Here is a 13,859-nt window from a genome sequence, read left to right on the forward strand (position 1 = left end):
GAAGTAACACCACCCAAGCGGGAATAGCTCAGTTGGTAGAGCACGACCTTGCCAAGGTCGGGGTCGCGAGTTCGAGTCTCGTTTCCCGCTCCAAATTTTTTCTCCTCCTCCAGATATCCACCGCGGAAAGCCCCGCCGGGGACGACTTGTTTCATTTCTGACAAACTCTTCTTAACAGACTTATCCACAGGTTAATCTCTTTTTACCGAATATTCAGAAACTTCGCCTGATGAATAGTAACGTTTTAATGTATTGAAATTTATAAAGAAAATTTCATTTCAAAATGTTAGCTCGAACACTTGACCAATAGCCAGAACCAGACTCTCTCTGCCTTTTAATTTTTATTCACAGGCTGTGGAAACATCATGCATCTCTCGGAAGCCCTTTTTCGACGACCCTTACCAGCCTGAGTTTCTGCGGAGATTGCACCTCAACCACGCAGGCATTTCGTTTGGCGATTTGCTGCGCAACCGCCCACTCTATGTGTTCATCGAGAAGTGGGTGCTCACCTCGGCGACTTTCCAGCGCCCGGAGATTGGCTTCATCCCAGGGGGCATTTCCCAGCGCAACGGCGATATTACGCAACCAGCGCAGGTGACCAATACGGCGAATCGCCGATCCTTCCGTCACTTTCAAGAACCAGGCTTCGCTCCAGGCAAACAGCTCTGTCAGCGGCGGCGCGTGTAACGCCTTGCGCGGGCTGAAGTCGTCCTCTTCCGTTAGCTGTGAATAACGATTCCACGGGCAGATCAGCTGACAATCATCGCAGCCGTAAATGCGATTGCCGATTAACGGCCGAAACTCTTCCGGGATCGCCCCTTCCAGTTCAATGGTCAGGTAGGAGATGCAGCGGCGGGCATCGACGGTATAAGGCTCGACAATGGCACCGGTAGGGCAGATGGTCATACAGGCCACACAGCGGCCACAGCCTTCTTCGACCGGCTTATCCACCGGCAGGGGAAGATCAATCAGCAGTTCTCCGAGGAAGAAGAACGACCCGGCGTCGCGGCTGAGGATAAGTGAGTGCTTACCTGTCCAGCCGAGCCCGGCTTTTTCCGCCAGCGGGCGCTCAAGAACAGGCGCAGAATCGACAAAAGGTCTAAAATTCAGCGTGGCGCACTGCTCCTGAATCATTTCCCCAAGCTTTTTGAGCCGGTTACGCAACAGTTTATGATAGTCACGCCCCAGGGCATAACGGCTGACATACCCCAGAGAGGGGTTCTTCAGCGTACTGGCAAAAGCGGCTCCGGTGGGAAGGTAGTTCATACGCACGCTGATCACGCGCAGGGTTCCCGGCAACAGTTCATGCGGGCGGGCGCGCATCATGCCGTGACGCGCCATCCACTCCATCTCGCCGTGGTATTGATTATCCAGCCATGCCTGCAGTTTGGGCTCGCTGGCAGAGAGATCGGTATCGGTGATACCCACGTGTTGAAAACCAAGCTCAGCGCCCCACTGTTTAATGTTTTGCGCTAACTGATTGAGATCGAGGGGCTGTGACATGACGGACCATACTGTGAAGAAAAACCCCGCAAGTATACCACACTCTGTCTGGCCCGCGGACGACCTGCGGCGCGCCGAAAAAGAGGCGGCAGACAGTCTGGGCATTACCCTTTATGAACTGATGCGGCGTGCGGGTGAGGCAGCGTTCACCGTTGCCCGTACCGCTTACCCGCAATCCCGCCACTGGCTCATCCTGTGCGGTCATGGCAATAACGGCGGTGATGGCTATGTTGTCGCCCGGCTGGCGATTGCCGCAGGCATTACCGTTACGCTGCTGGCGACAGAGAGCGACAAACCGCTTCCGGAAGAGGCCACAGACGCGCGGCAAGCCTGGCTGGATGCGGCAGGGATTATCCACGCTGCGGATACCCCCTGGCCGGAAGGCATCGACCTCATCGTTGACGGCCTTCTGGGAACAGGTTTGCGCAGCGCGCCTCGCGACGAGGTCGCCGGATTGATCGCCCACGCTAACCAGCATGCGGCCCCCATCGTTGCGCTGGATATTCCCTCCGGGCTGGTTGCTCAGACGGGCACCACGCCAGGCGCGGTCATAAATGCCGACCATACGGTGACGTTTATTGCCCTTAAACCGGGCCTGTTGACCGGTAAAGCGCGCGATGTGGTGGGCACGTTGCATCATCACGCGCTTGGGCTGGAGGGCTGGCTCGCCGGGCAGGAGACCGCCATCACCCGCTTTGATGCCTCGCATCTGGCGCAGTGGTTGCCGCCACGCCGTCCAACTTCCCATAAGGGCGATCATGGCCGGCTGGTGATTATCGGCGGCGACCATGGCACAGCGGGCGCTATTCGCATGACCGGCGAAGCGGCACTGCGCACGGGGGCTGGGCTGGTGCGCGTCCTGACCCGCCGCGAAAATATTGCCCCGATCGTTACCGCCCGGCCTGAACTGATGGTGCATGAACTGACGCCGAAGGCGCTGGATGACAGTCTGCAATGGGCCGATGTGGTGGTGATTGGCCCCGGTCTCGGTCAGGAGCCGTGGGGGAAGGAGGCACTACGCAAGGTCGAAAACTTTCGCCATGCGATGCTATGGGACGCTGACGCGCTGAACCTTCTGGCAATCAATCCGGATAAACGTCACAATCGCATCCTGACGCCGCACCCCGGCGAGGCCGCGCGGCTGCTTAACTGTAGCGTTGCAGAAATTGAAAGCGATCGCTTACATTCTGCCCAGCGTCTGGTAAAACGTTACGGTGGTGTTGTGGTGTTGAAAGGCGCCGGTACCGTCGTCGCCAGCGAGAGCGGAGAGACAGGCATCGTGGATGTCGGCAATGCCGGAATGGCGAGCGGCGGCATGGGCGACGTGCTTTCCGGTATTATTGGCGCGTTGCTTGGACAGAAACTGGCGCTTTATGATGCCGCCTGCGCAGGCTGCGTCGCGCATGGTGCAGCTGCCGATCGGCTGGCTGACCACTATGGCACGCGCGGCATGCTGGCAACCGATCTTTTTGACACGCTAAGGCGTGTCGTTAACCCGAAAATAACTGACGTAGAAAATGATTAATCGCGTGATCCCTTTACCCGACGAACAAGCAACTTTAGATCTCGGCCAGCGCGTGGCGCAGGCCTGCGAGGGCGCAACAGTCATCTATCTGTATGGCGACCTTGGCGCGGGTAAGACCACCTTTAGCCGGGGCTTCTTACAGGCGCTGGGACATCAGGGTAATGTGAAAAGCCCGACCTACACGCTGGTCGAGCCCTACACCCTGGAAAACCTGATGGTCTACCACTTCGATCTTTATCGCCTTGCCGATCCTGAAGAGCTGGAATTTATGGGGATCCGTGACTACTTTGCCAACGATGCCATTTGCCTGGTCGAGTGGCCGCAGCAGGGGACCGGTGTTTTACCTGAACCCGATGTTGAAATTCACCTGGAGTATCAGGCGCAAGGGCGTGAAGCCCGCGTGACTGCTCTCTCCGCATCAGGAAATTCGATACTGGCGCGTTTAGCCGGTTAAGTTAAGAGATAACGGGATGATTAATCGCGTTAAAAGTTGGCTGATAGCTGCAACGGTGCTGTTTTGCGCACAGGTCGGGGCGGCAACCTTGTCCGATATTCAGGTTTCCAACGGAGACACTCAGGCCCGGATCACCTTCAGCTTTATGGGCGATCCTGAGTATGCGTTTTCGCAGGACGATAGGCGCAGCGTCGCGCTGGATATTAAACAGACCGGCGTTATCAAGGGGCTGCCGTTACAGTTCAGCGGCAACAACCTGGTGCGCAGCATTCGTTCCGGTACGCCAAAAGATGCGCAGTCCCTGCGTCTGGTGGTGGATTTAACGCAAAACGGCAAGACCCGGGCGGTGAAACAACAAAACGGGGCGAACTATATGGTGGTCTTTACCATCAACGCCGATGCACCACCGCCGCCTCCGCCGCCACCGGTCGTGGTCAAGCGGGTGGAAGAGCCTGTCGTTGCGCCGCGCCCTTCGGAGCCCGCACGAAATCCGTTTAAATCCGGCAGCGATCGTATTACCAGCGTCACCAGCAGCAACACGGTGACCCGCCCCGCGGTGCAGGCGCGCCCGGCAAGCGGCGATAAAGTTATTATCGCCATCGATGCTGGACACGGTGGCGATGACCCTGGCGCCATCGGGCCGGGGGGGACGCGTGAGAAAAACGTGACCATCGCCATTGCCCGTAAGCTGCGGACCTTGCTGAACGACGACCCGATGTTTAAAGGCGTGTTAACCCGTGACGGTGACTATTTTATCTCGGTCATGGGCCGTTCTGACGTGGCGCGTCAGCAGAATGCCAATTTCCTGGTCTCAGTGCATGCCGATGCGGCTCCAAACCGCAACGCGACGGGGGCATCCGTATGGGTACTTTCCAACCGTCGCGCCAACAGCGAAATGGCAAACTGGCTTGAGGAACATGAAAAGCAATCCGAGCTGTTAGGCGGGGCGGGCGACGTGCTGGCGAACAGCCAGTCGGATCCCTACCTGAGCCAGGCGGTACTGGATTTACAGTTCGGCCATTCCCAGCGTGTCGGGTATGATGTAGCGACTAACGTCCTGAATCAGCTGCAAAGTGTCGGTTCCCTGCATAAGCGCCGCCCGGAACATGCCAGCCTCGGCGTGCTGCGTTCGCCGGATATTCCGTCCATTCTCGTGGAGACGGGCTTCATCAGTAATAACGGTGAAGAGCGCCTGCTGGCCAGTGACAGCTACCAGCAGCAGATTGCCGAAGCGATTTATAAAGGCCTGCGTAAGTACTTTGATGCGCATCCGCTCCAGTCTGCCCCACAGGGTGGCGCGGGGCAGACCGCCAGCGCCATGTTACCGGGCGAGTCAACCTCGACCAATTAAGGAGCTATCATGCCGATTCAGGTTCTGCCGCCGCAGCTTGCGAACCAAATCGCCGCCGGTGAGGTGGTAGAACGACCTGCGTCGGTAGTGAAAGAGCTGGTGGAAAACAGCCTTGATGCGGGCGCCACCCGCATTGATATCGATATCGAACGCGGCGGAGCGAAGCTCATTCGGATCCGTGATAACGGCTGCGGCATCAAAAAAGAGGAGCTGGCGCTGGCGCTGGCTCGTCACGCAACCAGCAAAATCGCCTCCCTCGACGATCTCGAAGCCATTATCAGCCTCGGTTTCCGCGGCGAAGCGCTGGCCAGTATCAGCTCCGTCTCCCGCTTAACGCTCACCTCCCGCACGGCGGAACAGCCGGAGGCCTGGCAGGCTTATGCCGAAGGCCGGGATATGGACGTGACGGTCAAACCTGCCGCGCATCCGGTGGGAACGACGCTGGAGGTGCTGGATCTCTTCTACAACACCCCCGCGCGGCGCAAGTTTATGCGCACCGAGAAAACCGAATTTGGCCATATCGACGAGATTATTCGCCGCATCGCCCTGGCGCGCTTCGATGTCACCATCAATCTGAGCCATAACGGCAAGATGATGCGCCAGTATCGCGCCGTGGCGCAGGGCGGGCAGAAAGAGCGCCGGTTGGGTGCCATCTGCGGCACGCCATTTCTTGAAAAGGCGCTGGCCATTGAGTGGCAGCATGGCGATCTGACCCTGCGTGGTTGGGTGGCCGATCCGAAAGCGAGCAGCGCGGCTTTTGCAGAGATCCAGTATTGCTACGTGAACGGACGCATGATGCGTGACCGTCTCATCAACCATGCGATCCGCCAGGCGTGCGAGGATAAACTCGGTGCCGGCGAGCAGCCCGCTTTTGTGCTCTATCTGGAGATCGACCCGCATCAGGTGGATGTCAATGTCCATCCGGCGAAACATGAGGTGCGTTTTCACCAGTCCCGGCTGGTGCATGACTTCATCTACCAGGGGGTGCTGAGCGTATTGCAGCAGCAGGCCGAACCGAGCCTGCCGTTGAGCGAAGAGGTGCCTGCGCCGCGTCAAATCCCGGAGAACCGCATCGCGGCGGGTAGAAACCAGTTCGCTGAGCCCGCTGTGGCGCGGGAACCTGCCGCACCGCGTTTCTCGTCTGGCGGATCAGCTTCCCGGGCGTCCGGGGCGAATTATCCACATGCCCAGCCGGGCTACCAGAAGCAGGCAGGCGCGGTGTATCGCACCTTGCTGGACACCCCGGCTCCGGCACAAAAAACGGCTGAGGCTGCTCCCACAGCACCTGCCCTGATGGGCCATAACCAGAGTTTTGGTCGGGTGCTGACCATCATAGCACCCGATGCCGCGCTGCTTGAGCAGGACGGTCATCTGGCGCTGTTATCCCTGCCGGTCGCCGAACGCTGGCTGAAACAGGCGCAGCTGGCGCCCGGTCCCCATCAGGCCTGCGCCCAGCCGCTGTTGATCCCGGTGCGGATTAAAATCTCGCCGCAGGAGACGCAGGTGGTGCAGCGTCATCAGGCTGCCCTTGCTGAAATGGGTATCGAAATGGTGCTGGAATCGCATCATGTGACGCTTCGTGCCGTGCCTTTACCCTTACGCCAACAAAATTTACAAAACTTGATTCCTGAACTGATAGGCTACCTGGCGCAGCAGACAACGTTTGATGCCGCCAATACTGCACAGTGGATCGCCCGCCAGCTGGCCAGCGATCACCCAGCGTGGAGTATGGCGCAGGCTATCACCGTGCTGGCGGAGGTTGAACGCCTCTGCCCGCAGTTGGTGAAGGCTCCGCCGGGTGGTTTATTACAACCTGTTGATTTACAAACGGCTAAGGCCGCCCTGAAAAATGAGTGATGTAAGCAATACCCGCCTGCCTAAGGCGATATTTTTGATGGGGCCAACGGCCTCGGGTAAAACCGCGTTAGCCATTGAGTTACGTAAAGTTTTGCCAGTAGAGTTGATTAGCGTTGATTCCGCCCTTATTTATCAGGGGATGGATATTGGTACGGCAAAGCCTAACGCAGACGAGTTGCGCGCGGCGCCGCACCGATTGCTGGACATCCTTGACCCGGCGCAGGCTTATTCGGCGGCTGATTTTCGTCGCGATGCGCTGGCGCATATGGCTGAGATCACAGCAGCAGGGCGTATCCCGCTGCTGGTGGGCGGAACAATGCTCTATTTCAAAGCGTTACTGGAAGGGTTGTCGCCGTTACCTTCGGCAGACCCGGCCATTAGAGCAAAGATTGAGCATCAGGCAGCAGAGCAGGGATGGGGCGCACTGCATGCGCAGCTGGCAGAAATTGATCCGGTTGCGGCAGCACGTATTCATCCAAATGATCCGCAAAGGCTTTCCCGGGCACTGGAAGTTTTTTTCATTTCGGGTAAAACTTTAACGGAACTGACGCAAACGTCAGGAGAGGCTCTGCCGTATCAGGTGCATCAGTTCGCCATCGCCCCGGCGAGCCGTGAACTGCTCCATCAGCGAATTGAGCAGCGTTTTCATCAGATGTTGGCTTCAGATTTTGAAGCAGAAGTGCGGGCGCTATTTGCCCGTGGAGATTTGCATACGGATATGCCTTCCATTCGTTGTGTGGGTTATCGCCAGATGTGGTCATACATTGAAGGTGAGATTTCGCATGATGAAATGGTTTATCGAGGTATTTGCGCCACGAGACAGTTAGCGAAGCGCCAGATTACCTGGTTGCGCGGTTGGGAGGGAGTTCACTGGTTAGACAGTGAAAAACCGCAACAGGCGTTACACGATGTATTACAGGTTGTTGGTGATATCGCAGACTGAATGTGTACAATTAAGCCGTATCGTGCGCAATTTTTCAGAATCGCAAGGTTCTAAGTACAAAACAAGCATATAAGGAAAAGATAGAATGGCTAAGGGGCAATCTTTACAAGATCCGTTCTTGAACGCACTGCGTCGGGAACGTGTTCCAGTTTCTATTTATTTGGTGAATGGTATTAAGCTGCAAGGTCAGATTGAATCTTTCGATCAGTTCGTGATCCTGTTGAAAAACACGGTCAGCCAGATGGTTTATAAGCACGCGATTTCTACTGTTGTTCCGTCTCGCCCGGTATCTCATCACAGCAATAACGCTGGCGGCGGTTCCAGTAACTACCATCATGGCAGCAACGCGCAGGGTTCTTCTGCGCCTGCGCAGGACAGCGAAGAGACCGAATAAGGTTACTGGCTGTTATTTCCATATCGGGGAGCCAGGTTTTCTGCGTTCCCCGCTGATCTTTTTTGAGAGGTTTACGCTTGTTTGACCGTTACGATGCCGGTGAGCAGGCGGTGCTGGTACACATCTATTTTTCGCAAGACAAAGATATGGAAGATCTCCAGGAGTTTGAATCTCTGGTCTCTTCCGCCGGTGTCGAAGCAATGCAGGTGATTACCGGTAGCCGTAAAGCGCCGCACCCAAAGTTTTTTGTTGGTGAAGGTAAAGCAGTAGAGATTGCGGATGCCGTAAAAGCGACTGGCGCATCGGTCGTGCTGTTTGATCACGCCCTGACACCGGCCCAGGAACGCAACCTGGAACGTCTGTGCGAATGTCGTGTTATCGATCGGACGGGTTTGATTTTAGACATTTTTGCCCAACGTGCACGTACCCATGAAGGGAAATTGCAGGTTGAGCTGGCGCAGTTGCGCCATCTGGCGACGCGCCTGGTGCGTGGCTGGACACACCTTGAACGACAAAAGGGCGGGATTGGTTTGCGCGGCCCGGGTGAAACCCAGCTCGAAACCGACCGTCGCTTGCTGCGTGGCCGTATTACCCAGATCCTCTCTCGGCTGGAAAAAGTTGAGAAGCAACGTGAGCAGGGGCGCCGCTCCCGACAGAAAGCAGACATCCCGACGGTGTCGCTGGTCGGTTATACCAACGCCGGTAAATCCACCCTGTTTAACCAGATTACTGAGGCCCAGGTTTACGCCGCAGACCAGCTGTTTGCGACCCTGGATCCGACGCTGCGCCGCATTGATGTGACGGATGTCGGAGAAACCGTGCTGGCGGATACCGTTGGGTTTATCCGTCATCTGCCGCACGATCTGGTGGCCGCGTTTAAAGCCACCCTGCAGGAGACCCGTCAGGCGACGTTGCTGTTGCACGTTATCGACGCTGCGGATGTACGCGTTCAGGAAAATATTGATGCAGTGAATATCGTGCTGGAAGAGATTGATGCCCACGAGATCCCGACGCTGCTGGTGATGAACAAGATCGATATGCTGGACAATTTCGAACCGCGTATCGACAGGGATGAAGAGAACATACCGATTCGGGTCTGGCTTTCTGCGCAGACCGGTGTCGGTGTACCACTGCTTTTCCAGGCTTTAACAGAACGTCTTTCCGGTGAAGTGGCTCAGCACACGCTGCGTCTGCCACCCGAGGAAGGCCGACTGCGCAGCCGTTTTTATCAGCTTCAGGCGATAGAAAAAGAGTGGATGGAGGATGACGGCAGCGTGGGGTTGCAGGTGCGTATGCCAATCGTCGACTGGCGTCGCCTCTGTAAACAAGAACCTGCGCTGGTCGACTACGTCGTCTGACCGGAAAGGAGATGCCTGAAGGATTTTGCCCTTTGGGATACCCGAACCGCTGCGAATGCTCCGGCATGCCAGGCGTTTGAGGGTATATCACCGCATAACAAATATGGAGCACATACATGGCGTGGAATCAGCCCGGTAATAACGGACAAGACCGCGACCCGTGGGGGAGCAGCAATAATCAAGGCGGCAACTCCGGGGGAAATGGCAACAAAGGTGGTCGCGAGCAGGGGCCACCCGATCTGGATGATATCTTCCGCAAGCTGAGCAAAAAGCTGGGCGGACTCGGCGGTGGTAAAGGCACTGGCGGCGGTACTGGCCAGGGGCCGCGTCCTCATATGGGCGGTCGTGTGGTGGGCATTGTTGCCGCAGCGGCGGTGATTATCTGGGCTGCCAGCGGGTTCTACACAATCAAAGAAGCCGAGCGCGGTGTTGTCACCCGTTTTGGCAAATTCAGCCATCTGGTTGAGCCGGGCCTGAACTGGAAGCCGACCTTTATCGATGACGTCACGGCGGTGAACGTTGAATCGGTACGCGAACTGGCGGCATCCGGCGTGATGCTGACGTCAGACGAAAACGTGGTTCGCGTTGAGATGAACGTGCAGTATCGTGTGACCGATCCTGAACGTTACCTCTTTAGCGTGACCAGCGCCGATGACAGTCTGCGTCAGGCGACCGACAGCGCCCTGCGTGGCGTGATCGGTAAATACACCATGGACCGCATTCTGACCGAAGGTCGTACCGTTATTCGTAGCGATACCCAGCGTGAGCTGGAAGAGACCATTCGTCCGTATAACATGGGTATCACCCTGCTGGACGTCAACTTCCAGGCTGCTCGTCCGCCGGAAGAGGTCAAAGCGGCGTTTGACGATGCGATTGCTGCCCGTGAAAACGAACAGCAGTACATCCGTGAGGCTGAAGCTTACACCAACGAAGTTCAGCCGCGTGCGAACGGTCAGGCACAGCGTATTCTGGAAGAGGCGCGAGCCTATAAGACCCAGACCGTGCTGGAAGCCCAGGGTGAGGTGGCTCGCTTTGCGAAAATCCTGCCGGAATATAAAGCCGCGCCGGAAATTACCCGTGAGCGTCTCTATATCGAAACCATGGAGAAAGTGCTGAGCCATACCCGTAAGGTGCTGGTCAATGACAGCAAAGGTGGCAACCTGATGGTTCTGCCGCTGGATCAGATGCTGAAAGGCGGTAACGCGCCGGCGACAAAAAATGACAACAGTGGTGCCAACAACCTGCTGCGTCTGCCACCTGCGTCTTCCGGAAACGCCAGCGCAAACACCCGCTCTTCTTCAAGCGATGGTGACATCATGGACCAACGCCGCGCCAACGCGCAGCGTAACGACTACCAGCGTCAGGGGGAATAACGATGCGTAAGTCAGTAATTGCGATCATTATTATCGTGCTGGTTGTGCTTTACACCTCAATTTTTGTGGTTAAAGAGGGCGAGCGTGGGATTAAATTCCAGTTCAGCAGCGTCGTGCGTGACGGCGACAAGCGTCCGGTTATTTATGAGCCAGGCCTGCACTTCAAAGTGCCGTTTATTCAGTCTGTGAAAACGCTTGATGCGCGTATCCAGACGATGGATAACCAGGCCGACCGTTTCGTGACTAAAGAGAAAAAAGACCTGATCGTTGACTCCTATATCAAGTGGCGTATCAGCGACTTCAGCCGTTACTTCCTGGCAACCGGCGGCGGCGACGTCTCTCAGGCCGAAGTGCTGCTGAAACGTAAGTTCTCTGACCGTCTGCGTTCTGAGATTGGTCGTCTGGATGTCCGGGACATCGTAACCGACTCCCGCGGTCGTCTGACCTCTGAAGTACGCGATGCGCTGAACTCCGGTTCTGCCGGCACGGAAGATGAAGTGACAACCCCAGCGGCTGACGATGCCATCGCCAAAGCGGCTGAACGCGTTCAGGCTGAAACCAACGGTAAAGTGGCGGTTATCAACCCGAACAGTATGGCGGCATTGGGTATCGAAGTGGTTGACGTGCGTATCAAGCAGATCAACCTGCCAACGGAAGTCTCTGAGGCGATCTACAACCGTATGCGTGCCGAGCGTGAAGCGGTAGCCCGTCGTCATCGTTCACAGGGTCAGGAAGAGGCTGAAAAGCTGCGTGCAACCGCAGACTATGAAGTGACCAAAACCCTGGCAGAAGCGGAGCGTCAGGGCCGTATTCTGCGTGGTGAAGGCGATGCCGAAGCGGCGAAACTGTTTGCGGATGCCTTCAGCCAGGATCCAGATTTCTATGCCTTTATCCGTAGCCTGCGTGCCTACGAGAGCAGCTTCCAGAGCAATCAGGACGTTATGGTTCTCAGCCCGGATAGCGATTTCTTCCGCTATATGCGCTCGCCTACGACACCACGATAAGCAGCGTTAAAAATGGCGCCATAAGGCGCCATTTTTTTATCTTAATTACCCAGCAGCTTGCTAAACAGCCCGCCGATAACAGGCAGCGATCCCAGCGTAGACTCAATGGTATAGCCGACAGTCGAACCCACCGATTGACCTAATTTTTCGCCCAGAGTGGGAGCAATTTGCCCAAGGTTAATGTTACCGATCAGGGGAACATCTACGCTCAGCAGATCGCCTGCGGTGGTCCAGGCAAAGTTACCGATCTTGCCACCCAGCGAAGCGATGCCATCCTGCAACCAGCCCGCGCCGCTTACAGCTTCAATTTCTAAAAGAGTCAATTCTTTCATTTTCATCATCCTAATTAGTGTAATTACAACAACAACTCATATTTGAGATGCGGGCAAAGGGTGACAATTTTTAAAATAAGCGGCAAGGCCAGAATTTATGAATTTTTAACTTCACATACGGAATCATATAACCGCTCCGCCGGTAACCCGATAAAAGGCCTTTGTTAAAAAACTCACATCAATTTGCCAGGTGCTTCGCCATGATTAGTGATGTGATTCGTCTCGCTCCACAACATATTGAGGTAATCGTTTAACTGCGCATAAAGCAGTCCGTTTCGCCGAAATTTGTATACAAAAAAAGCTGAACATCATCAAAACCGATGGTAGAATCCATTTTTAAGCAATCGGTGATTTTGAAAAATGGGTAACAACGTCGTCGTACTGGGCACCCAATGGGGTGACGAAGGTAAAGGGAAGATCGTCGATCTTCTGACTGAACGTGCTAAGTTTGTTGTACGTTATCAGGGTGGTCACAACGCAGGCCATACTCTCGTAATCAACGGTGAAAAAACCGTCCTCCATCTTATTCCATCAGGCATTCTTCGTGACAATGTGACCAGCATCATCGGTAACGGTGTTGTGCTGTCTCCTGCTGCGCTGATGAAAGAGATGAAAGGTCTGGAAGACCGTGGCATCCCGGTTCGCGAGCGTCTGCTGCTCTCTGAAGCCTGTCCGCTGATCCTCGACTACCACGTTGCGCTGGATCTGGCGCGTGAAAAAGCACGCGGCGCGAAAGCGATCGGTACCACCGGCCGTGGTATCGGCCCGGCTTACGAAGATAAAGTCGCCCGTCGCGGTCTGCGTGTTGGCGATCTGTTCGATAAAGCCACCTTTGCTGAAAAACTGAAAGAGGTGATGGAATATCACAACTTCCAGCTGGTGAACTTCTACAAAGTTGACGCCGTTGACTACCAGAAAGTGCTGGATGACGTCATGGCGATCGCTGACATCCTGACCGGTATGGTTGTTGATGTATCCGATCTGCTGGACCAGGCGCGCAAGCGTGGCGATTTCGTCATGTTCGAAGGTGCGCAGGGTACGCTGCTGGATATCGACCACGGTACCTATCCATACGTAACCTCCTCCAACACCACCGCAGGTGGCGTGGCAACCGGCTCTGGCCTGGGTCCGCGTTATGTGGATTACGTTCTGGGCATCATCAAAGCTTACTCCACTCGCGTGGGTGCGGGTCCGTTCCCGACCGAACTGTTTGATGAAACCGGCGAGTTCCTGTGCAAGCAAGGTAACGAGTTTGGCGCGACCACCGGTCGTCGTCGTCGTACCGGCTGGCTGGATGCGGTTGCTGTGCGCCGTGCGGTGCAGATCAACTCCCTGTCTGGCTTCTGCCTGACCAAGCTGGACGTCCTGGACGGTCTGAAAGAGGTGAAAATCTGTGTTGCCTACCGTATGCCGGATGGCCGTGAAGTGACCACCACTCCACTGGCCGCTGACGACTGGCAGGGCATTGAGCCGATCTACGAAACCATGCCAGGCTGGTCTGAAACCACCTTTGGCGTGAAAGAGCGTAGCGGTCTGCCGCAGGCAGCGCTGGATTACATCCAGCGTATTGAAGAGCTGACCGGCGTGCCGATTGATATCATCTCTACCGGCCCGGATCGTTCTGAAACCATGATCCTGCGCGACCCGTTCGACGCATAATGAGGGTTTCGCCCGGCGGCGCTACGCTTGCCGGGCCAACAACACCCATCACAGGCCGGAAAGCGATGCGCATCCGGCTTTTTCGTTCTCCTTCCCCCTTTCAGTT

At 56.1% G+C, this 13,859-nt stretch carries 12 protein-coding genes and 1 tRNA gene; 11 read left to right on the forward strand and 2 right to left on the reverse strand.

Translation table 11 applies throughout. The features are described from left to right. The first annotated feature begins 17 nt into the window (after positions 1-17). A tRNA-Gly gene (locus tag C2U54_RS06820) sits at positions 18-93 on the forward strand. 270 nt (positions 94-363) lie between these two features. Here the strand turns inward: C2U54_RS06820 and queG are convergent. Further along, complete coding sequence (queG, locus tag C2U54_RS06825; RefSeq protein WP_103177961.1) at positions 364-1,503, reverse strand: tRNA epoxyqueuosine(34) reductase QueG; 1,140 nt, start codon at positions 1,501-1,503, stop codon at positions 364-366. Between queG and nnr the strand changes: the two genes are divergently transcribed. From nnr to hflC, 9 genes are all read left to right on the forward strand, one after another. Further along, on the forward strand, positions 1,502-3,028 hold the full coding sequence (nnr, locus tag C2U54_RS06830) for a bifunctional ADP-dependent NAD(P)H-hydrate dehydratase/NAD(P)H-hydrate epimerase (protein ID WP_103177962.1): 1,527 nt from the start codon (positions 1,502-1,504) through the stop codon (positions 3,026-3,028). The genes queG and nnr overlap by 2 nt on opposite strands. Then, positions 3,021-3,482: a tRNA (adenosine(37)-N6)-threonylcarbamoyltransferase complex ATPase subunit type 1 TsaE gene (gene tsaE, locus C2U54_RS06835; protein WP_103177963.1), complete on the forward strand. Its 462-nt coding sequence runs from the start codon at positions 3,021-3,023 to the stop codon at positions 3,480-3,482. Before nnr ends, tsaE begins: the two co-directional genes overlap by 8 nt. 16 nt (positions 3,483-3,498) lie before the next feature. Next, positions 3,499-4,833 carry an N-acetylmuramoyl-L-alanine amidase AmiB gene (gene amiB / locus C2U54_RS06840; RefSeq protein WP_103177964.1) on the forward strand — a complete coding sequence of 445 codons (1,335 nt, stop codon included), beginning with the start codon at positions 3,499-3,501 and terminating at the stop codon, positions 4,831-4,833. Between the two features lie 9 nt (positions 4,834-4,842). After that, positions 4,843-6,690, forward strand: a complete 1,848-nt coding sequence (gene mutL, locus C2U54_RS06845; protein ID WP_103177965.1) for a DNA mismatch repair endonuclease MutL — start codon at positions 4,843-4,845, stop codon at positions 6,688-6,690. After that, positions 6,683-7,633 carry a tRNA (adenosine(37)-N6)-dimethylallyltransferase MiaA gene (miaA, locus tag C2U54_RS06850; RefSeq protein WP_103177966.1) on the forward strand — a complete coding sequence of 317 codons (951 nt, stop codon included), beginning with the start codon at positions 6,683-6,685 and terminating at the stop codon, positions 7,631-7,633. Before mutL ends, miaA begins: the two co-directional genes overlap by 8 nt. Before the next feature lie 85 nt (positions 7,634-7,718). Further along, positions 7,719-8,027: an RNA chaperone Hfq gene (hfq, locus tag C2U54_RS06855; RefSeq protein WP_032616179.1), complete on the forward strand. Its 309-nt coding sequence runs from the start codon at positions 7,719-7,721 to the stop codon at positions 8,025-8,027. Between the two features lie 77 nt (positions 8,028-8,104). Continuing rightward, positions 8,105-9,385, forward strand: a complete 1,281-nt coding sequence (hflX, locus tag C2U54_RS06860) for a ribosome rescue GTPase HflX (protein ID WP_103177967.1) — start codon at positions 8,105-8,107, stop codon at positions 9,383-9,385. Positions 9,386-9,501: 116 nt separating this feature from the next. Further along, complete coding sequence (hflK, locus tag C2U54_RS06865) at positions 9,502-10,758, forward strand: FtsH protease activity modulator HflK (protein WP_103177968.1); 1,257 nt, start codon at positions 9,502-9,504, stop codon at positions 10,756-10,758. A 2-nt stretch (positions 10,759-10,760) separates the two neighbouring features. Beyond that, entirely contained in the window at positions 10,761-11,762 is a 1,002-nt protein-coding gene (gene hflC, locus C2U54_RS06870; protein ID WP_103177969.1) for a protease modulator HflC, read from the forward strand. Positions 11,763-11,803: 41 nt separating this feature from the next. On the opposite strand, the gene C2U54_RS06875 is transcribed toward hflC, so the two are convergent. Continuing rightward, positions 11,804-12,094 (reverse strand): hypothetical protein, encoded by a 291-nt coding sequence (locus C2U54_RS06875; protein WP_103177970.1) that lies wholly within the window; start codon positions 12,092-12,094, stop codon positions 11,804-11,806. 360 nt (positions 12,095-12,454) lie between these two features. Between C2U54_RS06875 and C2U54_RS06880 the strand changes: the two genes are divergently transcribed. Further along, complete coding sequence (locus tag C2U54_RS06880) at positions 12,455-13,753, forward strand: adenylosuccinate synthase (protein WP_039028486.1); 1,299 nt, start codon at positions 12,455-12,457, stop codon at positions 13,751-13,753. The last annotated feature ends 106 nt before the right edge of the window (positions 13,754-13,859 follow it).

The organism is Leclercia sp. LSNIH1 (assembly GCF_002902985.1).
Taxonomy (GTDB): domain Bacteria; phylum Pseudomonadota; class Gammaproteobacteria; order Enterobacterales; family Enterobacteriaceae; genus Enterobacter.

Excerpts from the sequence above, each read along its gene's own strand:
- nnr (WP_103177962.1), top strand. The coding sequence starts at position 1,502 with ATGACGGACCATACTGTGAAGAAAAACCCCGCAAGTATACCACACTCT.
- queG (WP_103177961.1), bottom strand. The coding sequence starts at position 1,503 with ATGTCACAGCCCCTCGATCTCAATCAGTTAGCGCAAAACATTAAACAG.
- tsaE (WP_103177963.1), top strand. The coding sequence starts at position 3,021 with ATGATTAATCGCGTGATCCCTTTACCCGACGAACAAGCAACTTTAGAT.
- amiB (WP_103177964.1), top strand. The coding sequence starts at position 3,499 with ATGATTAATCGCGTTAAAAGTTGGCTGATAGCTGCAACGGTGCTGTTT.
- mutL (WP_103177965.1), top strand. The coding sequence starts at position 4,843 with ATGCCGATTCAGGTTCTGCCGCCGCAGCTTGCGAACCAAATCGCCGCC.
- miaA (WP_103177966.1), top strand. The coding sequence starts at position 6,683 with ATGAGTGATGTAAGCAATACCCGCCTGCCTAAGGCGATATTTTTGATG.
- hfq (WP_032616179.1), top strand. The coding sequence starts at position 7,719 with ATGGCTAAGGGGCAATCTTTACAAGATCCGTTCTTGAACGCACTGCGT.
- hflK (WP_103177968.1), top strand. The coding sequence starts at position 9,502 with ATGGCGTGGAATCAGCCCGGTAATAACGGACAAGACCGCGACCCGTGG.
- hflC (WP_103177969.1), top strand. The coding sequence starts at position 10,761 with ATGCGTAAGTCAGTAATTGCGATCATTATTATCGTGCTGGTTGTGCTT.
- C2U54_RS06875 (WP_103177970.1), bottom strand. The coding sequence starts at position 12,094 with ATGAAAGAATTGACTCTTTTAGAAATTGAAGCTGTAAGCGGCGCGGGC.
- C2U54_RS06880 (WP_039028486.1), top strand. The coding sequence starts at position 12,455 with ATGGGTAACAACGTCGTCGTACTGGGCACCCAATGGGGTGACGAAGGT.